General features: G+C 63.0%; 21 protein-coding genes, 1 other RNA gene and 1 pseudogene. 7 read left to right on the top strand and 16 right to left on the bottom strand.

The annotated features are described in order from the left end of the window. Position 1: 1 nt before the first annotated feature. Positions 2–568, bottom strand: a complete 567-nt coding sequence (locus NKJ64_RS18555) for a helix-turn-helix domain-containing protein (RefSeq protein WP_023668339.1) — start codon at positions 566–568, stop codon at positions 2–4. A 152-nt stretch (positions 569–720) separates the two neighbouring features. Between NKJ64_RS18555 and NKJ64_RS18550 the strand changes: the two genes are divergently transcribed. Beyond that, on the top strand, positions 721–2,553 hold the full coding sequence (locus tag NKJ64_RS18550) for an ATP-binding protein (protein WP_023735943.1): 1,833 nt from the start codon (positions 721–723) through the stop codon (positions 2,551–2,553). Positions 2,554–2,767: 214 nt separating this feature from the next. On the opposite strand, the gene NKJ64_RS18545 is transcribed toward NKJ64_RS18550, so the two are convergent. Continuing rightward, positions 2,768–3,559, bottom strand: coding sequence for a GGDEF domain-containing protein (locus NKJ64_RS18545; RefSeq protein WP_023690907.1), 792 nt, complete (start codon positions 3,557–3,559; stop codon positions 2,768–2,770). 131 nt (positions 3,560–3,690) lie between these two features. Next, positions 3,691–4,674: a tRNA (adenosine(37)-N6)-dimethylallyltransferase MiaA gene (gene miaA / locus NKJ64_RS18540; RefSeq protein WP_352463119.1), complete on the bottom strand. Its 984-nt coding sequence runs from the start codon at positions 4,672–4,674 to the stop codon at positions 3,691–3,693. Here miaA and serB point away from each other — a divergent pair. After that, positions 4,664–5,551 (top strand): phosphoserine phosphatase SerB, encoded by an 888-nt coding sequence (gene serB, locus NKJ64_RS18535; protein ID WP_023725332.1) that lies wholly within the window; start codon positions 4,664–4,666, stop codon positions 5,549–5,551. The two genes, miaA and serB, sit on opposite strands and share 11 nt — an antisense overlap. Beyond that, the gene (locus NKJ64_RS18530; protein WP_352463118.1) at positions 5,548–6,120 is read left to right on the top strand and encodes a GNAT family N-acetyltransferase; all 573 of its coding nucleotides are present in this window, start codon (positions 5,548–5,550) and stop codon (positions 6,118–6,120) included. The genes serB and NKJ64_RS18530 overlap by 4 nt, the downstream gene beginning before the upstream one ends. Positions 6,121–6,163: 43 nt before the next feature. On the opposite strand, the gene NKJ64_RS18525 is transcribed toward NKJ64_RS18530, so the two are convergent. The 6 genes from NKJ64_RS18525 to NKJ64_RS18500 all read right to left on the bottom strand — a co-directional run bounded on the left by NKJ64_RS18525 (position 6,164) and on the right by NKJ64_RS18500 (position 11,875). Beyond that, entirely contained in the window at positions 6,164–7,681 is a 1,518-nt protein-coding gene (locus NKJ64_RS18525) for a DegQ family serine endoprotease (RefSeq protein ID WP_023682088.1), read from the bottom strand. Between the two features lie 238 nt (positions 7,682–7,919). After that, on the bottom strand, positions 7,920–8,105 hold the full coding sequence (locus tag NKJ64_RS18520; RefSeq protein WP_023805528.1) for a DUF2065 domain-containing protein: 186 nt from the start codon (positions 8,103–8,105) through the stop codon (positions 7,920–7,922). 4 nt (positions 8,106–8,109) lie between these two features. Further along, positions 8,110–9,087 (bottom strand): protease modulator HflC, encoded by a 978-nt coding sequence (gene hflC / locus NKJ64_RS18515; protein ID WP_023682089.1) that lies wholly within the window; start codon positions 9,085–9,087, stop codon positions 8,110–8,112. Beyond that, positions 9,087–10,196: an FtsH protease activity modulator HflK gene (gene hflK, locus NKJ64_RS18510; protein ID WP_352463117.1), complete on the bottom strand. Its 1,110-nt coding sequence runs from the start codon at positions 10,194–10,196 to the stop codon at positions 9,087–9,089. Before hflK ends, hflC begins: the two co-directional genes overlap by 1 nt. A 144-nt stretch (positions 10,197–10,340) precedes the next feature. After that, positions 10,341–10,859 carry a dihydrofolate reductase gene (locus NKJ64_RS18505; RefSeq protein WP_023667408.1) on the bottom strand — a complete coding sequence of 173 codons (519 nt, stop codon included), beginning with the start codon at positions 10,857–10,859 and terminating at the stop codon, positions 10,341–10,343. Beyond that, the gene (locus NKJ64_RS18500; protein WP_023714745.1) at positions 10,859–11,875 is read right to left on the bottom strand and encodes a DUF4424 domain-containing protein; all 1,017 of its coding nucleotides are present in this window, start codon (positions 11,873–11,875) and stop codon (positions 10,859–10,861) included. Before NKJ64_RS18500 ends, NKJ64_RS18505 begins: the two co-directional genes overlap by 1 nt. Positions 11,876–12,022: 147 nt before the next feature. Between NKJ64_RS18500 and cobF the strand changes: the two genes are divergently transcribed. After that, positions 12,023–12,796, top strand: a complete 774-nt coding sequence (cobF, locus tag NKJ64_RS18495; RefSeq protein ID WP_023725335.1) for a precorrin-6A synthase (deacetylating) — start codon at positions 12,023–12,025, stop codon at positions 12,794–12,796. Between the two features lie 202 nt (positions 12,797–12,998). Here the strand turns inward: cobF and NKJ64_RS18490 are convergent, their stop codons facing one another. The 4 genes from NKJ64_RS18490 to modA all read right to left on the bottom strand — a co-directional run bounded on the left by NKJ64_RS18490 (position 12,999) and on the right by modA (position 16,033). After that, positions 12,999–13,340 (bottom strand): winged helix-turn-helix domain-containing protein, encoded by a 342-nt coding sequence (locus NKJ64_RS18490; protein WP_023667411.1) that lies wholly within the window; start codon positions 13,338–13,340, stop codon positions 12,999–13,001. A 69-nt stretch (positions 13,341–13,409) separates the two neighbouring features. Next, on the bottom strand, positions 13,410–14,522 hold the full coding sequence (gene modC, locus NKJ64_RS18485; protein WP_352463116.1) for a molybdenum ABC transporter ATP-binding protein: 1,113 nt from the start codon (positions 14,520–14,522) through the stop codon (positions 13,410–13,412). Continuing rightward, positions 14,519–15,223: a molybdate ABC transporter permease subunit gene (gene modB, locus NKJ64_RS18480; RefSeq protein WP_023667413.1), complete on the bottom strand. Its 705-nt coding sequence runs from the start codon at positions 15,221–15,223 to the stop codon at positions 14,519–14,521. The genes modC and modB overlap by 4 nt, the downstream gene beginning before the upstream one ends. A gap of 15 nt (positions 15,224–15,238) precedes the next feature. After that, on the bottom strand, positions 15,239–16,033 hold the full coding sequence (gene modA, locus NKJ64_RS18475; RefSeq protein ID WP_352463143.1) for a molybdate ABC transporter substrate-binding protein: 795 nt from the start codon (positions 16,031–16,033) through the stop codon (positions 15,239–15,241). A 159-nt stretch (positions 16,034–16,192) separates the two neighbouring features. Between modA and NKJ64_RS18470 the strand changes: the two are divergent. Then, positions 16,193–16,390, top strand: a pseudogene (locus tag NKJ64_RS18470) (TOBE domain-containing protein). 28 nt (positions 16,391–16,418) lie between these two features. On the opposite strand, the gene NKJ64_RS18465 reads toward NKJ64_RS18470, so the two are convergent. Together NKJ64_RS18465 and NKJ64_RS18460 are read right to left on the bottom strand one after the other, a co-directional pair. Beyond that, a complete protein-coding gene (locus NKJ64_RS18465) occupies positions 16,419–17,213 on the bottom strand; it encodes a thymidylate synthase (protein ID WP_352463115.1) in 795 nt (264 codons plus the stop codon). Between the two features lie 341 nt (positions 17,214–17,554). Beyond that, positions 17,555–17,866, bottom strand: a complete 312-nt coding sequence (locus NKJ64_RS18460) for a DUF2853 family protein (RefSeq protein WP_023668323.1) — start codon at positions 17,864–17,866, stop codon at positions 17,555–17,557. 168 nt (positions 17,867–18,034) lie between these two features. Here NKJ64_RS18460 and ssrA point away from each other — a divergent pair. Beyond that, positions 18,035–18,393, top strand: a transfer-messenger RNA (tmRNA) gene (ssrA, locus tag NKJ64_RS18455). 212 nt (positions 18,394–18,605) lie between these two features. On the opposite strand, the gene NKJ64_RS18450 is transcribed toward ssrA, so the two are convergent. After that, positions 18,606–19,811 carry a multidrug effflux MFS transporter gene (locus tag NKJ64_RS18450; protein ID WP_023682099.1) on the bottom strand — a complete coding sequence of 402 codons (1,206 nt, stop codon included), beginning with the start codon at positions 19,809–19,811 and terminating at the stop codon, positions 18,606–18,608. Between the two features lie 188 nt (positions 19,812–19,999). Between NKJ64_RS18450 and NKJ64_RS18445 the strand changes: the two genes are divergently transcribed. Next, entirely contained in the window at positions 20,000–20,683 is a 684-nt protein-coding gene (locus NKJ64_RS18445) for a TetR/AcrR family transcriptional regulator (RefSeq protein ID WP_023668320.1), read from the top strand. The last annotated feature ends 39 nt before the right edge of the window (positions 20,684–20,722 follow it).

The raw sequence follows: 20,722 nt of genomic DNA, 5'->3' as shown, positions 1-20,722 counted from the left end.
TTCAGCCCCTGACCAGCGCAACCAGATAGTCGGCCGGCTGCGGTCCGACGGCATGGAACGTGCAGTCCGACGGCGCGCCGAGCGCCAGGCAGTCGCCGGGCTCGAGACTATGCACCATATCACCCTCGGTGAATTCGAGTCGCCCGGAGATCAGCCACATCTGCTGCTTGATGAAGGCATAGGACGCCGCCGGGAAACTCACACTGGCGCCAGCCGGCAGTTGCACCCGGATCAATTCGAGCGGCGTGTCGGAAACCGGCGACAGATGCCGACGGACATAGCCCGTACCGGGGTCGCGCCATACCGGCTGCTCACTCTCGCGCAGCAGGCCGCCACCTTGCTGCTCGGCGCGTGCTATCAGCGTCGACAGCGTCATGCCGAAAGCAGCGGCGATGCGCACCAGCAGCGCGGCCGTCGGGCTGGTCATGCCGCGCTCGATAGTGCTGAGCATGGCTTTGGAGACGCCGGAGCGGTTCGCCAGGTCGGCCAACGACCAGTCCCGCAAGGCTCTTTCGGCGTGGATTCGTCTGCCTATCGTGGCCGACATGTCATTCGCTATATCAGTCATTCGTCCAATATATCGAATATTTGGATTCGGAAAAGAGGCCGGCAGGTTGAATTTTCGCTGACCGGTTAACCCCTGCTACACCATCCCGCATCACGCCACCTTAACCCCGTCTGTGTAGGATCGAGGCTCCACGGGAATGGGGATCGGATCGTATGTTTGTCGAGCGCGAAGCCTCCGTCGGCGAACCGACCTCGCAGGAGCGCCGCCGCGCAGAGCAGAGCGACAAGCGCATTCTCGGCAACGTCGTGCAGTGCGACGGTGCGCGCGCCACCATCAGCGCCTATGCCGACGACATCGAAGGCGCGGTCACCGGCCTGTGGACCGTCGGCAAGATGATCTCCATCAATCTCGGGACATCGCGCACCGTTGGTCTGGTCTACGAAATCGGCAAGTCGGATCGCGCCTGGAGCAATGAGGGACAAAACCCCATCGAGGTCAGCGTCGAGCTGATCGGCGAAGTGCGCGACGGCGCCGAACCGGGGGCCAAACCGGTGTTCGACCGCGGCATCACCACCTATCCTCATATCGGCGCCATAGCGCACCGCATCCGTACCCGTGATCTGCAGGCCGTCTACGATCTCGCCGGGCGTCATTCGATCACCATCGGTACGCTGTCGCAGGATGAGTCGATCGACGCCAACATCGCCATCGACGACACGCTGGCGCGCCATTTTGCCGTTGTCGGCACAACCGGCGTCGGCAAATCCACCGCCATCTCGCTGCTGCTGCGCAAATCGATCGCCGCCCGGCCCGATCTGCGAATCCTCATTCTCGATCCGCACAATGAATTCGCGGCATCCCTGCCTGAGTTCTGCGTCCGGGTCGATTCCAAGACGCTTGATCTGCCGTTCTGGATGTTCAGGCTCGAAGAATTCGCCGAAGTGCTGTTTCGCGGCCGAGAGGTCGTGCCGGAAGAAGTCGATGTCCTGCGCGACCTGATCCCCGCCGCCAAGAACCTCTATCGCAATCCCAATTCAGGCTCTTACGTGCGCCGCGGCAGCGATGCGCTGACCGCCGACACGCCGGTGCCCTACCGCATGGTCGATCTCATCAAGCAGATCGACGAGCGCATGGGCCTCTTGGAAAGCAAGAACGACCGCCCGACGCTGAAATCGCTGAAGACGCGCATCGAGTCCGCCGCGTCCGACCCGCGCTATCGCTTCATGTTCAATTCGCGGCTGATCGAGGACACGATCCACGAGACGATCGGCAATATTTTCCGTGTGCCGCATCATGGCCGCCCGGTGACCTGCTTCGAGATGGCCGGCATGCCGTCCGAAGTGGTCAACTCCGTCTGTTCGGTGCTGGCTCGGCTCGCCTTCGACCTTGCGCTGTGGAGCGAGGGCCGGCTGAAGCTGTTGCTGCTGTGCGAGGAAGCACACCGCTATATGCCGGCCGATCCACGCCTTGGCTTCGCCCCGACAAGGCATGCACTGTCGCGCATCGCCAAGGAAGGCCGCAAATATGGCTGCTATCTCGGCGTCGTCACCCAGCGCCCGGGTGAACTCGATCCGACCATCCTGTCGCAATGCTCGACCTTCTTCGCCATGCGGCTGGCCAATGAGCAGGACCAGGCGATCATCCGCTCGGCGATCGCCGATTCCTCCGCCTCGACGCTGGCCTTTCTGTCCTCCATGGGCCAGCGCGAAGCCATCGCCTTCGGTGAAGGCGTGGCGACGACCATGCGGCTGAAGTTCGAAAAACTGGCGGAGAACCTGATCCCCGGCACCGCCAAGCGAGAGCAGGACGAGTTCTCGCAGGACGGCAACGACGTCGATCTCGCCGCCATCGTCGAGCGGCTGCGCAACGTCCCGAAACCGCAGCAGCAGATGGCCTTCGCCGAAGCAGTGGATTCCGGCCGCCAGGCCGGCGATCCCGATTACCGCAAGCCGGCGACCGCCCAGCGCGTCCAGCCGGACGACGATTTCGACCTGCGCTACGGCCTCAAGCCCACAACCTTCGGCATGCGCCCGCAGAACGATTAGCCTGCACACCCTTCTGGCCACCGGCAAGCCGCGTCAACTTCCGAGATCAGCTTCGTCAGCCAGCTTGGGTAAATCACGCCAGAAAATTCGTCAGGCTGAGTCGGTCGGTGTCGACTTCGAGAACCGGAGCGGAGCGGACATTGAGTCCGTGAGCCACCGGAAGCGCAGAAGACGGCATCAAACGGCCAGCCTCACGAATTTAAATGCCGGGATTTTAGGCGCAGACGCGGTTGCGGCCTTGCCTCTTCGCCTCGTAGAGCTGGCGGTCGGCGCGGCGGTAGAATTCCTCGGCCGTTTCCTTCCGATCCCAGACGGCAAGACCGACGCTGGTGGTGATCTTGAGGCGGACATTGCCCGACAGCACCGACATGTTGGCAATCGCCTTGCGGATGCGTTCGGCGAACTTCCCCAACAACTCCGCGTCCATGTTGGGGGTGACAACGGCGAACTCTTCGCCGCCGAGCCGCGCCACCACGTCGTGATAGCGCGTCATGCCTTTGAGGCAATTGGCGACTGCCCTCAGCACCTCGTCGCCGACATCGTGGCCATGCGTGTCGTTGACCTGCTTGAAATGATCGAGGTCGAGGATCATCAGCCCGACGGGCTTTTCGATGCGGCGGAATTCCTCGAGATATTCCTTCAGCGCATCGTCGAAATAGCGCCGGTTCTGCATGCCGGTAAGGCCGTCGGTCAATGCCGCATGCTGCAGCGTTTCCGAGCGGGCGCTGAGCGAAACCGTCATGGCGCGCAGCTTGCCCTCTTCCGTCGCCTGCCTACGGATCAACGGGTAGATGAAGAACACGCCGAAGAACAGCGCTGTCGCCAGCAGCACCCCGGTGACAAACAGCAGCGTGTTGAGATAAGCGATCCTCTCGACCCGGGAAGTCGTATCGTGACCGACCGCGATGGACTGCAATTGACCATAGGCATAAAGCGTCACCAGGCCTGCGGCCAGGATCACGAAAATAAAGACGAAAAATGCGGATTCCGCCTTGTGGAAACGCATCTGCTCCCCGTTGGAAAAGTACCCCCCGGATCTATGGCATGCCGGCGCCTTACGGACGGTTAATCCAGACAACCGGAGCGGGAATGTTCATTCCTACTTCTGTTTCTTTAATTGTATTAGCAGCACGAAAATCAAGTCACGGCTTGCAGGCCGTCGCCGGGCCGCAATCTCAGCCATTCCGGTCCCAGCTGATGGCGAAACCACGTCGTTTGCCGTTTGGCATATTGCCGCGTCGCTGCCTTGCAGCGCTCGATGGCCTGAGGAAAGCTGATGTCACCGGCCATGGCGGCCGAAAGTTCGCGAACGCCGATCGCCTTCATCGCCGGCAGCTCGGGATCGAGGCCAAGCGCCGCAAGCCGTTTGACCTCATCGAGCGCGCCGAGATCGAGCATGCGGTCGAACCTTGTTTCGATCCGCTCGACAAGGGCGGCGCGGTCCGGCTCGATAACGAAGAACCGAGCGCTGTCGCGGTCGATCAGCGGCCGGCCGCGCGCTGCCTGCCATTCGAGGATGGAGCGGCCGGATGCATCGAGCACCTCCAGCGCCCGCACGATGCGCTGGCCGTCGGTCGGCTTCAGCTGCATGGCGACCGCCGAATCCTCATGCATCAGGATGCGGTGCAGCTTGGCTGCGCCTTGCTCCTTTAACTCGTAGCGCCAGCGGTCGCGTACCTGCTGCGGAATGTCGGGCATTTCCGAAATGCCCTCGGCAAGTGCGCGAAAATAGAGCCCGGTGCCGCCGACGAAAATCACCGGACGTTCAAAGGCGGCGTCGTCGGGCTGTCGGGCGAGCGTGCCGTCATCGATCAGCTTCATCACGTCGCGCAGCCAGGCGCCGGTGGAATAGGCGGTGGAGGGATGCACGTGGCCATAGAGAAAGTGCGGCGCGCGGGCGAGATCGGCGGCATTCGGCCGCGCCGTCAGCACGTCGAGCACCGAGTAGCCTTGCATGGAATCGGTGTTGACGATGACACCGCCCTTGCGTTCGGCGAGATCGAGCGCCAGCGCCGACTTGCCGCTGGCGGTCGGCCCGGCTATCAGGATCGCGTTCTTCACGCGGCCCTCGCCCGCCTGCCCGCCCTCGCCTAGCTGCTTGGAAGTCTCGATGCCGCTCATTGCCACGCTTGTGTCTCACCCCGTCCGCCGCGCGATGTCGGCCTCGCTTGCGAATATGGCCTCACGGTCGGTCGGCGCAAGCGCTGTTCGCTGGCTGGGCGAAGGCGTCGCCTGCGATCTGGTGTTGCCCGAGGGGGCAGAAGCCGCTGAGGCAAGTGCGGCCTTGCGCACAGCACTTGGTTCAGAGCCGGTCGACGTGATCGTTCAGCAGGCCGAAAGCCGCCGCAAGACAATCCTGCTTGCCGATATGGATTCAACCATGATCGACCAGGAATGCATCGACGAACTCGCCGACGAGATCGGCGTCAAGGACCGCGTTGCCGCCATCACGGCACGCTCGATGAACGGCGAGATCGCTTTCGAGCCGGCGCTGCGTGAACGCGTGGCGCTGCTGAAAGGCCTCGATGCCGCCGTCGTCGACCGCATCATCGCGAACCGCCTGACGCTGGCGTCGGGCGGCCGCGCTCTGGTGCAGACGATGCGCGCCAATGGCGCCTGGACGGCGCTTGTCTCCGGCGGCTTCGACGTCTTCACCAGCCGTGTCGCCGCCATGCTCGGCTTCGAGGAAAACCGTGCCAACCGCCTGATCGAGGAGAACGGGCGCTTTGCCGGCCTGGTCGCCGAGCCGATCCTCGGCCGCGCCGCCAAGGCCGATGCGCTGAACGATATCTCGGCCCGCCTCGGCCTGACGCCATTCGATGCGATTGCGGTCGGCGACGGCGCCAACGACCTCGACATGATCCGCCTGGCCGGCACCGGTGTCGCGCTCCACGCCAAGCCGGCCGTTGCTGCCGAAGCCAAGGTCCGCATCGACCATGGCGATCTCACCGCGCTGCTTTATCTCCAGGGCTACCGCCAGGAAGAGTTCGCCCAATGAAACCGATGCGCACCGAGCGCCTCATCCTGCGCAACTGGGAAGACCGCGACCGCGAACTCTTCCACCGCATCAATTCGGACGAGCGGGTGATGGAATTCTTTCCGTTCCGCCGCGACCGCGCCGAGACGGATGCCAAGATGGACGAGTTTCGGGGCTGGATCGCCGAGGACGGCTTTGGTTTTGCCGCCGCCGAGATCGCCGCGACTGGGGAATGCATCGGCTTCGTCGGTCTCTTAAAGACCGATCACGTGCCGTCCCTGCCTTCCGATACGATCGAGATCGGCTGGCGGTTGGCGCCGGAATTCTGGCGCAAGGGCTATGTCACGGAGGCCTCCGAAGCCTGGCTCGCCTTTGGCTTCGAAACGCTTGACCGCGACGAGATCGTCTCCTTCGCCGTCGCAGCCAACCGCCGCTCGACGGCCGTCATGGACCGTCTTGGCATGAGCCCTGACCCGGCTCGCGATTTCGACCACCCATCCATCCCTGACAGCCACCCGCACCTCAAGCGGCATGTCCTCTACAAACTGTCACGCACGGACTGGCAGGCACGAAAAAGGGCGGCTCGCTAGCCGCCCTTTCCCTGAAGACAATCGGTTATGGGGCTTTCCGGACTCAATCCATCCGGATCGTCACGAAGCGCAACTCGCCTGTCTTGGACGCCAGCATCAAGAGCGCATTCTTGCGGCCCTGCTCCTTCAGCGCGCCGATCCGGTCCATCACGTCCTTCGGGGTCGCGACCGATTCCTGGGCGATTTCGGTGATCACCTCGCCGGCCTGGATGCCGCGCTCGGCGGCGGCCGAATCCTTGGTGACGTCGGTGATGACGACGCCGGAGACGTCGGCCGCGATGCCGAATTTTTTCCGTGTGTCGTCATTGAGCTCGCCGACGGTCATGCCGAGCACCGAGGCCGTGGAGACCGCGGGCGCCTTGTCGCCGCCCTTGTCCTCATCGGTAGTGCCGTCCTCACCGGCAGCGACCTTCTCGCCGTCCTCAAGCCGGCCGAGCGTCACCTTCACCGTCTGCTCGACGCCCTTGCGCACGATGATCACGTCGACCGCCTTGCCGACCGGGCTTTCCGCCACGACGCGCGGCAGGTCGCGCATTTCATGGATGTCCTTGCCATCGAACTTGATGATGACGTCGCCGGCGAGAATTGTGCCGTTGTCGACCGGTCCGCCCTTGATGACGCCGGCCACCAGCGCGCCCTTGGCGGTCGCCATGCCGAGGCTCTCGGCGATGTCGTCGGTCACCGGCTGGATGCGCACGCCGAGCCAGCCGCGACGGGTCTCGCCGAACTGGCGCAGCTGGTCGACGACGCCCGAGGCAAGCTGCGAGGGGATGGAGAAACCGATGCCGATCGAGCCGCCCGACGGCGAGATGATCGCCGTGTTGATACCGATGACCTCGCCCAGGCTGTTGAACAGCGGCCCGCCGGAATTGCCGCGGTTGATGGCGGCGTCGGTCTGGATGAAGTCGTCGTAGGGGCCGGAATTGATGTCGCGGTTGCGGGCCGAGACGATGCCGACCGTCACCGTGCCGCCAAGGCCGAACGGATTGCCGATCGCCATCACCCAGTCGCCGACGCGCATCTTGTTGGAATCGCCGAACTTCACCGCCGTCAGCTTGTGGCCCTTCGGGTCGACCTTGAGCACCGCCACGTCGGTCTTGGTGTCGGTGCCGACCAGCGTCGCCTTGAGCGTCACGCCGTCGGAGAAATTCACCTCGATATCGTCTGCATCGGCGATGACGTGGTTGTTGGTGACGACAATGCCTTGCTCGGCGTCGACTACGAAGCCGGAGCCCAGCGACTGCACTTTTTGCGCGCCGCCATCCTTGTCGCCGCCACGGTTCTTGAAGAAGTCGTCGAAGAAATCCTGGAACGGCGAACCCTCGGGCAGCTGCGGCATCGGCACCGCGCCCGGACCTTCCGTGCCCTTCACGGTCTGCGAGGTCGAGATGTTGACCACCGCACCGAGCAGGCCTTCGGCGAGGTCGGCAACCGAAGCCGGTCCGTCCGCGGCCACCGTCGGCGTCACGAAAGCGGGAACGGCAAGCGCGCCGACCATAAGTGCCGCAGCACCTGCGATGAACGTCCGCCGCGCCGCGCGCAGAAGGGTGTTGGATGTCATCGAAAGCCTCCCGGAATCTGAAAAGAAAAAGCGCTTCGGCAAAACGCCGCGTCGCGTCATGTTGGCAAGAAATACGGCACGTTTGCGGCTATGGCCACATCAGGAGGATAAATCCTCCGTTACACCTTAGAGCGGTTCGCCGTTTCGCGGAAACGGCGAACCGTTCAATCCCTTTGCTTTTACGCAATTCCGGACGGAAAACCGCTCACACTTTCCTGGAATTGCAGATCAGCGGTCCTCAGCCACGCACCAACCAGACGATGCCGACGCCGATGGCGATCGCCACCAGCCCGACGATGCGCAGCGCAATTTCCGGCGTCGACAGCACTTCGCCGGCAAGACGTCTGGCAAGGCCGGGAAAGCCGCCATAGACCAGACCCTCGACAACGAGGACCAGGCCTATGGCCGCAAGGAAATCCTGCACCGCCCTACTGGGCGGGTGCAGGTTGTGCAGCCGGCGCGGCAGGTGCCGTCGCCGGAGCCGCAGGCGCCGTCGCCGGAGCCGCAGGCGCCGCCGGCTTCGCGTCCGTCCCGTCCGGATTGCGGAAGAAGCGGAAGAACTCCGAGTTCGGCGACAGCACCATCGTCGTCCCGGAGTTGTCCAGCGCCGTGCCATAGGCATTCATCGACCGGTAGAAGTCGAAGAACGCCGGATCGCGTTTGTAGGCGTCGGCAAAGGTCGCACTGCGCTGGGCTTCACCTTCACCACGCAGGATTTCCGATTCCTTGCGCGCCTCGGCGACGATTTCCACCACTTCGCGGTCGGCGCGGGCGGTGATGCGCTGCGCGGCCTCTTTGCCGCGTGCCCTCAGCCGTTCGGCCTCGGCTAAACGTTCGGCCTTCATGCGGTCGAAGGTCTGCTGCGAAACCTCGGCCGTCAGATCGGTTCGGCGGATGCGCACATCCTCGATCTGCAGGCCGAGCGAAGTGGCGTCGGGCCGAAGCTGATCGCGCACTTCGCGCATCATCACGGCCCGCTCTTCCGAAAGCGCCGCCTCGAAGTCGCGCAGACCGTAGACACGGCGCAGCGCCGCATCGAGACGCGTCCTCAGTCGTGCTTCGGCCAGTGTGATCTGACCGGACACGGCTGAGCGGAACACCCGCGGATCCGAGATGCGGTACGCGATGAAAGCGTCGACCTCGTAGAACTTGCCGCCCGAAACCTGGACGCGGATGTTGTCGAGATCGAAGCGCAGCACCCTGTTTTCGATCAATTGCACGCTGTCGGCGTCGAAGAAGGCGAAAGGCGCCTTGAAATAGATGCCGGGTTCATTCTTCACGTCGACGATCTCGCCGAACCGCAGCACGAGCGCCTGCTGGCGCGCATTGACCACGAAGACCGAGGAGTAGAGCAGGAACAGAAGCACGGCCGCGATGACCGCGATGATGGGAAGACGATTGGCCATCACTGGGCTCCTCCCATGGTCGCAGGCGGCGGCGCCTTCGGTTGCAATGCCGGCAGCGGCAGATAGGGAACGACCCCTTGCCCATTGCCCTGTTCGACGATCACCTTGTTGGAATCCTTCAGCACCTTCTCCATCGTTTCCAGATAAAGCCGCCGGCGCGTAACATCGGGCGCCTTGGCGTATTCGTCATAGACCGAGATGAAGCGCTGCGCCTCACCTTCGGCTTCCTGGACGACACGGTTCTTGTAGGCTGCCGCGTCCTCGCGGATCTGCGCCGCGGCGCCACGCGCCTGGCCAAGCTTCTGGTTGGAATACTGGTTGGCCTGCTCGACGAACTTGTCTTCGTCCTGCTCGGCGCGCTGCACTTCGTCGAACGCGTCGGCCACTTCACGCGGCGGCGCCGCGTCCTCGATCGAAACCGCGTTGACATTCAGGCCGGCCTTGTAGCCGTCCAGCGTCGTCTGAATGATTTCACGCACCGAGGCGGCAATGCCCTGACGGTCGTCGCGGAAGATGTCCTGGGCCGGTCGCCGGCCGACCGCTTCGCGCATGGCGCTCTCTGCGACCTGCTGCAGCATGCCTTCTGGGTCGGAGACGTCGAACAGATAGGCCCGCGGATCGGAGACCTGATAGGCCACCGAAAACTGGACGTTGACGATGTTCTGGTCGCCGGTAAGCATCAGCCCCGACGAGTTGCCGCTCGTCGCGCCGCCACCACCGATATCGACGAGTTGTTCGGCGATGTTGGCCGTCTCGACGGTTTCGACCGGCCACCAATGGAAATGCAGACCCGGCTGCGACAGCTCCGCCTTCGGCTTGCCGAAGCGCAGCTCGACCGCAACCTCGTCCGGCTGCACGGTGTAGACCGCCTTGAACGCCCACAGCACGATCAGAGCCGCTGCGATCAGCGCAAAGACGGCCGGGCTGGCGCCGCCGCCACCGGGCAGCGCGCGCCGCAGCCGGTCCTGGCCGCGGCGGATGATGTCTTCGAGATCGGGAGGTGACCCCGGCGGGCCGCTAGGCCCCTTCGGTCCCTGCCCCCAGGGTCCCTGATTGTTGCCGCCGCCGCCCCATGGGCCGCCGCCGCCGCTCTTGTCGTTCCAGGGCATGAATGTCCTTTCGCTTGGGATTCCCTCAGCGCCGACGTTGCGGCGCAAATCCAGTTGTTCTTCTATAGGGACGCAGCGATGCGCTTTCAACGCGATCCGCTGCCGAGCATGTCCGTTTTGGACGTTCGCGACCCTTTTATCGTCTCAATGCACGCCGCGGCGTCGCTCGTAAACCGAATAGCGCGTCGCATGGCTGTCCTTTTCACCGGCCGGAACGTCCTGAGCGCTGACAAGGCGCCACAAATCCGGATCGATGTCGGGAAAATGCGCGTCGCCATCGACCGCCGCCAGCACATGGGTGACGTGCAGCCGGTCTGCCAGCGGCAGCGCCTGCGCATAGATCTCGCCGCCGCCGATGATGCAGATTTCGTCGACGCCGGCCATGCAACGCCCGCGCACCGTGGCCAGCTGGATCGCTGCCTCCAGCGAGTGCGCCACCTCTATGCCCTCGGCGCGCCAGGCCTTGTCGCGGGTCACCACGATGTTCAATCGGCCCGGCAGCGGCCGGCCGATGCCTTCATAAGTCTTGCGGCCCATGATGACGGGCTTGCCCATCGTATCGGCCTTGAAGCGCTTGAGATCGGTGGACAGCCGCCACGGTAAGCCGCCGTCGCGCCCGATGACGCCGTTCTGCGCAATGGCGACATAGATCGCGACGTCCATCAGTTGGCTCCCCCGGCGCCGTCATCCGACGGCTCCAAAAGCAATATGTCGATGTTGTGCTCGGGATAGAGATCCTGCGCCGCCGTCTCGAAGGTCGTCGGCCCGACCTTCTTGACATTGTCGCCGCAAAACGAGATCAGCGCTTTCGGATTGCCCTTGTCGACGGTTAGCTTGAACTTGCCGATGCTGCCATTGGCCCAGTTGCCGCCGGTGGTCAGGATATAGGCTATGCGGTTCTCGTAAAAATGCGGATAACCGTCGGCCTTGGCGGCCTGCCGCACCGCATTCTCGAAGCTGTCGTCCATGCAGTAGCGGGTCTTGTAGGTCGTGTACTGGCTGCCCTCGGTGAACTTGCCGTCATAGAAGAAACTCACCGATGACGTGCCGCCGACGCTCGGTTTGTAGCGGTGCGAGACGTGGACATCCTTGTTGGCCGGAAATATCGCGCGCCACCAATAGGTCGAGCGCAACTGCCACCACGGCGTATAGACCTTGTTCGCCTCGGTACCGTCGCTGCCCGTATCCTCGATGATGATGCCGCGGTTTTCCCAATCCTCGGCGACCGTTTTCGGCAGCTTCGCCAGGGCCGCCTTGGCCGCATCGCCGAACGGATTGAACGGCACGTTCTGCGCCTTCAGATCGGCGCCGATATCGATGCCGACAGCGAACACTTTCTGCTCGAGCTGCGGCTTTGCCGGCGCTCCGTCGATCGTCACCTCGAAGCCAAGGAAATTGTCGCTCTGGTTTTCCGGGATGGCCGGCATTTCCTCCGGATTGCCTTCGATGTCCGGCAGCGGAAAAGCGACGATGGCATTTACATCCTTGTCGGTGTTGTTGTGGAAGACGTAGTCGACCGTGATCTTTTCCGGCGAGATATAGAGGTCCTCGCTTTGCATCGACACCGCGTCGCTACGCGACAGGATCAGGCCACCTGTGCCGAGTTCGGCGGTCGTATCATTGGCCAGCGCGGGCACGGCTAAAAGCGCCAGCGCTACGGACAGAACATATTGCAACATCGAAGCCCCTCGCCAAGAATGCCGCGACCCTAGCCGTTTCAATGTGGCGTTTCAAAGCCTTCCGTCTCCCAGCAGGACGCCACAGTGTCTGGACACGCCAATCGGCGGTCTGGACTAACAGGTTTCGATCGGGCAGGAGTTCGCGTCATGCGCAAGCTTCTCGTCATCGGCATCGGCGCCGGCAATCCCGACCATATGACCGTGCAGGCCATATCAGGCCTAAACCGGGCGGACGTCCTGTTTATCCCCGACAAGGGGGCGAAGAAGAACGACCTTGCCGAATTGCGCCGCCATATCTGCGACCGTTTCGTCAGCAATCCGAAATCGCGCCGAGTCGAGTTCGACGTGCCGGTGCGCGCCGAGCCGGCGCCTTCCTATCGCTCGACCGTCGATGACTGGCACGAGGCCATCGCCCAGATCTATGAGAGCCTGGTCCGCGACGAACTTGCCGAGGACGGCTGCGGCGCCTTCCTGATCTGGGGCGACCCCTCGCTCTATGACAGCGCGCTGCGCATTCTCAAGCGCGTACGGCTCAGAGGCAATGTCGCATTCGAATTGGAGGTCATTCCCGGCATCACCGCCGTCCAGGCGCTCGCCGCCGGCCACAAGATGGCGCTGAACCGCATCGGCGACCCCGTGCTGATCACCACCGGCCGCCGCCTCGCCGAACAAGGCATGCCGCACTATGCCGGCAGCGCCGTGGTCATGCTCGACGGCAAATGCGCCTTCAACACGCTGGCAGACAAGGATCTGATCATCCATTGGGGCGCCTATCTCGGCACACCGGACGAGATCATCGTTTTCGGTCGCCTGGGTGATGTCGGCGAGGAGATTGAGAGGACGAGAGAAGAAGCCCGGAAAAGAAAGGGCTGGATCATGGACACCTATCTGCTGCGTAAAGCAGGAGAGCCCGAGGAATAGCGCGCTCAAAGGTCGAGTTCCTTCGCGCCCCCCTCTGTCCTGCCGGACATCTCCCCCTCTAGTGGGGAGATTGGCCGTCACGGAGGATTTCGCCAATCGCCTAACAGATTAGCGCCCGTCTACGGGCGAGCTGATCTCCCCCCTTGCGGGGGAGATGTCCGGCAGGACAGAGGGGGGTGTGACGGATCGCAAGCTTCAACCCTCACCCAGCATCAATCTCCGCCTGCAAGGCGTCCATATGCGTGGCCGCCGCTGCCGCCGCAGCGCGCTCGATAGCGCGAAAACGGCTGACAACTGCAAGGCCAACTGAGGTCAGCTGTGCGCCGCCGCCCTTTTTGCCGCCGGTCTGCGCCGCGACCAGTGGCTTGCCGAACACACGGTTCATATCTTCCACCAGATCCCAGGCGTGCTTGTAGGACATCTCCATGCCGCGTGCCGCAGCCGAGATCGAGCCGAAAGTGGCGATCTGCTCCAGCAATTCGATCTTGCCCGGACCTATGCGCCCGTCCGGATCGAGATTTATCCGCAGGCTCAGCGACGGCATCTCTTGTCCTCCACAGTCACACTAGCCCCTCTCGACCCATAGCGCTATTCCAAAACGATATAGCGGCTATCAGCCATCCGCTTCGGCCGGCAGCCCGGCGCCGGTGTTGGCACGGTCGAAACTGACCGTCTTGATCACCGCGAACACCTTGCCGCCGAGTTGAAGGTTCAGTACCTGCCTGGATTGTTCGGTAATGCGCGCAAGCACGGTTGCGCCATTGCAGTCGATGCCGATTTCGACCGTCGGCCCCTCGCCCGAGCCGATTGCGACGATGGCGCCCGGCAGGATGTTGAGCGCACTGAGACCTTTCGGCTGTTCGGTGGCGATCATCACGTCGCGGGCGCGGATTCGGATGCGCACAGGCGCGCCGACCGAGACCGCCAATTGCGGCACCCGGATTTCGCCCGCCGCCGAGCCGAGCACGGTCATCCCGAAGATCTCATCATGGCACAGCACCTTGGTGTCGAGAACCGCGCCGCCCTCGCCGCGTTCCTCCGCCGGCAGCAATTCGAGCCGTTGCATGATCGCGCCGGTCGGGCCTGAGGCAGCGACCTTGCCTTGCGCCATCACCACCACGTCGCTGGCCAGCCGCGCCACCTCGGCGACGGAGTGGCTGACATATACGATGGGCAGCTTGGTCTCGTCGCGCAGCCGCTCGATATAGGGCAGGATCTCGGCTTTGCGCGCATCGTCGAGCGAGGCCAGCGGCTCGTCCATCAACAGCAGTTTCGGGCTGGCAAGCAGCGCCCGGCCGATCGCCACGCGCTGCTTCTCGCCGCCCGAGAGCTTTGCCGGTCGCCGGTCGAGCAGAGGACCGATGCCGAGCAGTTCGACGACCGCGTCGATATCCGCATAGCGCTCCGCCGGTGGCGTGAACCAGCGGCCATAGCGCAGATTGCCGGCCACGCTCATATGCGGAAACAGCCGCGCGTCCTGGAACACCATGCCGATCCGGCGCTTGTGCTTCGGCACGAAAATGCCGGCATCGGTGTCGACCAGCACACAGCCGTCGACCGCGATACGGCCCTTGGTCGGCCGGATCAGGCCGGCGATCACGTTGATCAGCGTCGTCTTGCCGGAGCCCGATGGCCCGAACAGCGCCGTCAGCCGCCCGGCGCTTTCGAAACGCGCGTCGACGGCGAAACCGCCGAGCCGATGGCTGATGTCCACCAGCACGCTCATTCGATGTCCATCCGCCGGCCGACGCGCCGCGCCAGCACTTCCGAGGCGACCAATGCGGCCATCGAGATGACGATGGAGATCAGCGTCAGCCTGAGCGCCCCGTCATCGCCGCCAGGCACCTGCGTGAAGGTGTAGATCGCCGAAGGCAGCGTCTGCGTCTCGTTGGGAATGTTGGAGACGAAGGTGATCGTGGCGCCGAACTCGCCCATCGCCTTGGCGAAGGACAGGATCGAGCCGGCGATCAGCCCGGGCAGGATCAGCGGCAGCGTGATGGTGGCGAAGACCCAAATCGGGTTGGCGCCGAGCGTTCCCGCCGCTGCCTCCATTTTGCGGTCGACCGCCTCGATCGACAGCCGGATCGCCCGCACCATCAGGGGAAAGCCCATGATACCGCAGGCCAGTGCGGCGCCGGTCCAGCGAAACGAGAAGACGATGCCGAAATGCTCGGCCAGGAACGCTCCCGCCGGCCCGCGCCGGCCGAAGGTAAGCAGCAAGAGATAACCTGTCACCACCGGCGGCAGGATCAATGGCAGGTGAACCACACCGTTGAGCAGCGTCTTGCCCCAGAATTTTCCGCGGGCCAGCAAAAGCGCCATCAAGATGCCCGGCGGCAGGCTGAACAGCATCGCCACCGTCGCCACCTTGATCGACAGCCGGACCGCATTCCATTCGTCGGGAGTGAGGTCCAGCAGCCAGTTCATGCGTCAGCCGCTACCTTAATTGCTCGGCGTGAGCACGGTGAAACCCTGATCCCTAAACAGTTCCGCCGCCTTGGCGGACTGCAGGCACTTCAGGAAGGCCGGCGTATCCTTGTCCTTCGAATCGGTGGTCTGGGCAACCGGATAGATGATCGGCGGGTGCGAATCCTCCGGGAAGGTGCCGACCACCTTGACGCCCTTGTCGGCATGCGCGTCGGTGGCATAGACGATGCCGAGCGCGGCCTCGCCCGTTGAAACCAGCTTCAGCGCGGCGCGCACATTCTCAGCCTGCGCCACCTTGCCTTCGACCGACGACCAGACGCCGAGCGATTCAAGTGCCGCCTTGCCGTATTTGCCGGCCGACACCGCCTTGACGTCGCCCATGGCGAGCCTGCCGTCGCCAACCAGCTTGGCGAGGTCGAAGCCTTTCTCGATCCTGGTTTCGACCTTGGAATCCTTCGGCGCCACCAGCACGATCTGGTTGCCGAGCAGTTTCACCTCGGTGTCCGGCTTGGTCAGTTTCTTGTCGGAGAGATATTTCATCCAGTCGAGGTCGGCCGAGATGAACACATCGGCGGGCGCCCCGAGTTCGATCTGCTTGGCCAGGGCCGAGCTCGCGGCGTAGGAGACGGTCGCCGCTTCACCGACATCGGCTTCGCAGGCCTTGGTGACGGCGTCGAGCCCGTCCTTGAGGCTGGCTGCGGCAAACACGATCACCTTGTCTCCCGCGTGAGCCGCCGGCATCGCGGCCATCAGAGCTGCGGCAAAGCCGCCAATCGCGATTGCCCTCATACCAAAACCTTTGTGCCCCAACATGAAAACTCTCCCTGGGCTTGAAATCTGCTGGCTCGACTCCTGCCGACCGATATATCTGGATGAATATAACAAGGGAAGGCCGCCTCCTGCGAAAGCGTATGTTCGGCATCGATTGTTCTGGTTTGGACGTGCACCGAAACCCGGAAAGGAACTCCGATGAAGATCAGCGCCCGCAACATCCTCAAGGGAACGATCGTCGAGATCGTCAAAGCACCTCGCCTGTCCGGGGTGATGTCGCCGGCTCCGTCGTCACGCTTCGATCACCAACGAGGCCGTTGCCGATCTCAAGCTCGAAAAAGGCAAGCAGCCTATGCCATGATCAAGGCAACCGACGTCATGGTCGACATCGATTGAGGGTCGGAATTGATTGACGGTGGACGGATCAGACCGCGATCGGCGCCTTGATCGACGCATCGGCAAAATAGTTTTCCAGCCGGAAATCCTCGAAGCGGAAGGCGAACAGGTCCTTCACCTCCGGATTGATCCACAGCGTCGGCAGCGCCTTGGGTGTACGCCGCAATTGCTCGCGCGCCTGCTCGAAATGGTTGGAATAGAGATGCGCATCGCCCAGCGTATGGACGAACTCGCCGGGCTTCAGCCCGGTCACCTGCGCCACCATCAGGGTCAGCAGCGCGTAGGAAGCGATGTTGAAGGGTACGCCGAGAAAAATGTCGGCCGAGCGCTGGTAGAGCTGGCAGGACAGCTTGCCGTCCGAGACGTAGAACTGGAACAGGCAGTGGCAGGGCGGCAGCGCCATCGCCTCCACTTCGGCCGGGTTCCACGCCGAAACGATCAGCCGGCGTGAATTCGGATTCCTGCGTATCTCCTTCAGAACATTGGCAATCTGGTCGATCGACCCGCCACGGCCATCCGGCCAAGAGCGCCACTGCTTGCCATAGACCGGGCCGAGATCGCCATTCTCGTCGGCCCATTCGTCCCAGATCGAAACGCCATGATCTCTAAGGTATTTGATGTTGGTGTCGCCGGCCAGGAACCACAGGAGTTCATGGATGATCGACTTCAGATGCAGCTTCTTGGTGGTGGTGACGGGAAAGCCGCGCGACAGGTCGAAGCGCATCTGGTACCCGAACACCCCACGCGTGCCGGTGCCCGTGCGGTCGGCACGATCGGCGCCATTGTCCAGCATATGCTGCAAAAGGTCGAGATACTGGCGCATCGGCTTCGCCTCGATTCGGGGTTACCGCCATCATAACCGACTGGCCGCCGGCCGAACACAGCAAAAGGGACCAGAACGCGGCTTGCCCCATCTCTCAAGAGGTGGCGCTGCCCCTCACCTGCCTGCCGGCATCCTCTCCTCGTATAGGGACGGGGAGAGGGGCGCAGTCATCAGCGGTTTCGCCAATCACAAGCTTGTTCGAGAGAGAGAGCCAAGGCTGCGGTCAGCCCTTTCTCCCCGTCACTATACGGGGAGAAATGCCCGGCAGGGCAATGAGGGGCGGTGCTGACCTCCGGTGAGGAGCAAAATCAAACGCGCGCTCTGCCTATCGGCAATAATCTCTACAAAGAGCCGAGCTTGCCCAGATCCTTGGCGACCAGATAGTAGAAAGTCACGCGGCTCTTGGAGCTGTCGGCGGCCAACGCCTTGCAGGTCTTCTCGATCGCTGAGTCGGCTTTCGCCCCGTCGGTCACGCCGAGTTTCTTGGCAACCCAGTTGGTCTTGACGCGCTCCAATTCCTTGGGGTCGGTGCAGGATACCAGCGAGGAATCGCGGTTGCGCAGCGCGATGCCCAGATGTTTCACAATCTTGGCAACCACATCGGCATTTGCGGCGGCGTCGTATTTCTTCACGTCTGCGAGATAATCGGCCATCAAATTTCCCCATGTCGGCGCCACGGGATCCGATCGATGAGGGCTGTGGCGCGCTGCCGCAACTTGTGCGCTATGTCGATGCTCCTCACCATCGCAAAGCTTCGGTTGAGACCGCGCGCGAGTCAACCCTCGGCGCCGCAGTTTGGTGCGGCCAAGAAGTGTCATTGCGGCCTTTCATTTTGTGCGCCGCCCCCCTATATTCGTTTTGTCGGCTTGACCGACTATGGCGATAAATGGGCGATGTAATAAGCCGTTCGGACCCGGGGGCGGTACCCGGCGCCTCCACCAAGAACCGCTCTGTGATCAGAGCGGCTGTTGCTGGGGGCGAAATAGGATCGACGAAGGTGTAAAGATCGTACTTTTGCCCGGCATGGTACCACCGTCATCGGGCTAAACCTGTAGTTGCAAATGACAACTATGCGGAAGCACGTCTCGCCGCGTAAGCGGTGCGATAGCTTCAAATCAAGCCCTAGAGGTTCGCACTTCTAGGCGGGGTTCGGAGGTACCTGGCAACAGAAACCTCCACTTCTCCCCTCCTCGATATCGTAGGCGCAATGCCGGCTGCCGCTGGCCGGATTTCGCATGACGATGGGACGCGAAGCCTACACCAAATTGAGCCATGAGCTGGTGCAATTTGCCGCTGGCGTCGGTCGAAGGCCGTGGTTCTGGCCGGGGCCGGATTACCCCAGACGTGAAAAAGGCCGGGATGACCCGGCCTTTCCGGTCGATTGCGGTCAGCTTACTCGGCCGGCGCTTCAACGGCTTCGCGCGAGCGGCCAAGCGTCAGTTTGGCCAGCGTGAACGAGATCACGGCGCAGAGCGTGATGCCGGCCACCATGGGCAGCGGGGTGCCGTCGAAGAAGATGCCGGCGACGCCCATCGCCAGCGCACCGATGGCGAAGTGCAGCGTGCCCATCAGCGCCGAGGCCGTGCCGGCGATCTCGCCATGCTCTTCCATGGCCAGCACCGACGTCGTCGGGATGACCAGGCCAAGGAAGCCGTAGCCGACGAACAGCAGTGCCGCCATAACATCGAGCCGGTCGACGCCGGTCGCCATGACTGCGAACAGCACAACCATCGTCGTGGCATAGCCGGTTACCGCCACCCAGACGACGCGCTTCAGCCCGAAGCGCTCCGACAGCATCCCCGTCAGTTGCGACATGCCGATGAAGGCCACCGCATTGATCGAGAAGAACACGCTGTAGACGGAAGGCGACAGCCCGTAATGGTCGATCAGGATGAAGGACGAACTCGAGAGGTAGACGAAGAAGCTGGCGATGCCGAAGCCGGCGATCGCCACCAGGCCGAGGAAATTGCGGTCACCCATGAGGAAGCGATAGCCGGCGAGTGCGGTTCCGAAGGAGGAACCGACGCGTTCTTCCGCCGGCCGCGTCTCCTTCAGCGAGGTCGCCAGCAGAATGGTGGCCAGCAGGGCCGCGCCCGTCACCGTCCAGAACACGGCGCGCCAGCCGAAATTCTCGATGATCTGGCTGCCGGTCAGCGGCGCCAGGATCGGCGACACCGAAAACACCAGCATCAGCAGCGACATCAGCTTGGCGGCTTCGGTGCCGGTGTGCAGGTCGCGCACGATGGCGCGCGGCACCGCCATGCCGGCGCTGGCGCCCAGCCCCTGCAGGAAGCGGAAGGCGATCAGCCATTCGATGGTCGGGCTCATGGCCGAACCAATGCCGCCGACCATGAACAGCGCAAGGCCGCCGTAAAGCGGCAGCTTGCGGCCGACCATGTCGGAGATCGGTCCGACGACGATCTGGCCGAAGCCCATCGACAGGAAGAAGATCAAAAGGCTCATCTGAACGGCGGCGGTGCCGGCATGCAGATCTTCGCCGATCGAAGGCAACGCCGGCAGATACATGTCGATGGCGAAGGGGCCGATAGCGGACAACAGGCCGAGCACGACCGCGATGCGGAGGAATTTGGGACTCATGATAAAGGCTTCTTTCAAGTCTGGTTGGCGCCGCCAACGCGACGACTAACCCTAGGACGTTCCATCCCGTTGAAATCCGACGGGTCAGAGCGAGATTATTCGTCTCTACGGAGCGAATTCACCATTTATTGTGTCCACAAATTTAGACAGCCTTGTCTAATTCGTCAATCACCTCTATATAGATTTCTATGAAGCTTGCCGTTTCTCCTGACATTTTCCCGCCACGCGGCCACGAGGCCAAGCGTATGTCGATTATCGATGCGGCGGCTTCGGTCTTTTGCCGGGAAGGCTTTGCCGGCGCCAATATCGACCTGATCGCGGTGGAGGCCGGCGTGTCGCGCCAGACCATCTACAATCACCACCGCGACAAGGAAAAGCTCTTCATGGCTGTGGTGCGCGATCTGACGGAGCGCTGCAATGCCGGCATCTTCGCCACCTTCGCCTCTTTCCCAGACCAGCCGAAGGATCTGGAAGCCGACCTGATCGGCTTTGCCGTGCGCATGAATCAGAACTGCATCTGCAACCGCGACGGACGCTTCCTGCGCAAGCTGATCCAGACCGAAGGCGAGCGCTATCCCGAGCTCTTCGCAGAATGGCGCGACCAGGGGCCGGGCCGGACCTGGCCCGCACTTGCCGCCCGTTTTGCCCGCCTCGCCCATGCCGGCCATCTCGCGGTCGACGATCCCGATGTCGCCGCACGCCAGTTCCTGGCGCTGGCCAACGCCGAACTGCAGACCACCTTCATGCTAGGCGGCATGCCGTCGGAAGACGAAGTGTTGCAATCCGCCACCCACGGCGTGCGCACATTCCTGCGCGCCTTCGGCAAGCGCAGATCAGCGGCAGCGGTGGAAAAACAGCTGGCCAGCGCCTGAACGCCAAAGCAGGCGATCAAATCGTCCGTTACGGGCTTC

This window comes from Mesorhizobium sp. M0062 (assembly GCF_040323125.1).
Taxonomy (GTDB): domain Bacteria; phylum Pseudomonadota; class Alphaproteobacteria; order Rhizobiales; family Rhizobiaceae; genus Mesorhizobium.
Note: the sequence above shows the minus strand (reverse complement) of the source record. Positions and strands in the feature narration are given on the sequence as shown.

Bases quoted from the DNA above. Each gene is read 5' to 3' on its own strand.
- NKJ64_RS18530 (WP_352463118.1), top strand. From the start codon at position 5,548: ATGAAACCGATGCGCACCGAGCGCCTCATCCTGCGCAACTGGGAAGAC.
- NKJ64_RS18555 (WP_023668339.1), bottom strand. From the start codon at position 568: ATGACTGATATAGCGAATGACATGTCGGCCACGATAGGCAGACGAATC.
- NKJ64_RS18550 (WP_023735943.1), top strand. From the start codon at position 721: ATGTTTGTCGAGCGCGAAGCCTCCGTCGGCGAACCGACCTCGCAGGAG.
- NKJ64_RS18505 (WP_023667408.1), bottom strand. From the start codon at position 10,859: ATGGACGTCGCGATCTATGTCGCCATTGCGCAGAACGGCGTCATCGGG.
- NKJ64_RS18450 (WP_023682099.1), bottom strand. From the start codon at position 19,811: ATGAGTCCCAAATTCCTCCGCATCGCGGTCGTGCTCGGCCTGTTGTCC.
- NKJ64_RS18525 (WP_023682088.1), bottom strand. From the start codon at position 7,681: ATGACATCCAACACCCTTCTGCGCGCGGCGCGGCGGACGTTCATCGCA.
- NKJ64_RS18490 (WP_023667411.1), bottom strand. From the start codon at position 13,340: ATGCCGTCGCTGAGCCTGCGGATAAATCTCGATCCGGACGGGCGCATA.
- modC (WP_352463116.1), bottom strand. From the start codon at position 14,522: ATGAGCGTGCTGGTGGACATCAGCCATCGGCTCGGCGGTTTCGCCGTC.
- NKJ64_RS18460 (WP_023668323.1), bottom strand. From the start codon at position 17,866: ATGGCCGATTATCTCGCAGACGTGAAGAAATACGACGCCGCCGCAAAT.
- NKJ64_RS18465 (WP_352463115.1), bottom strand. From the start codon at position 17,213: ATGCGCCAGTATCTCGACCTTTTGCAGCATATGCTGGACAATGGCGCC.
- serB (WP_023725332.1), top strand. From the start codon at position 4,664: ATGCCGCTCATTGCCACGCTTGTGTCTCACCCCGTCCGCCGCGCGATG.
- cobF (WP_023725335.1), top strand. From the start codon at position 12,023: ATGCGCAAGCTTCTCGTCATCGGCATCGGCGCCGGCAATCCCGACCAT.
- hflK (WP_352463117.1), bottom strand. From the start codon at position 10,196: ATGCCCTGGAACGACAAGAGCGGCGGCGGCGGCCCATGGGGCGGCGGC.
- NKJ64_RS18500 (WP_023714745.1), bottom strand. From the start codon at position 11,875: ATGTTGCAATATGTTCTGTCCGTAGCGCTGGCGCTTTTAGCCGTGCCC.
- miaA (WP_352463119.1), bottom strand. From the start codon at position 4,674: ATGAGCGGCATCGAGACTTCCAAGCAGCTAGGCGAGGGCGGGCAGGCG.
- NKJ64_RS18545 (WP_023690907.1), bottom strand. From the start codon at position 3,559: ATGCGTTTCCACAAGGCGGAATCCGCATTTTTCGTCTTTATTTTCGTG.
- NKJ64_RS18445 (WP_023668320.1), top strand. From the start codon at position 20,000: ATGAAGCTTGCCGTTTCTCCTGACATTTTCCCGCCACGCGGCCACGAG.
- hflC (WP_023682089.1), bottom strand. From the start codon at position 9,087: ATGGCCAATCGTCTTCCCATCATCGCGGTCATCGCGGCCGTGCTTCTG.
- modB (WP_023667413.1), bottom strand. From the start codon at position 15,223: ATGAACTGGCTGCTGGACCTCACTCCCGACGAATGGAATGCGGTCCGG.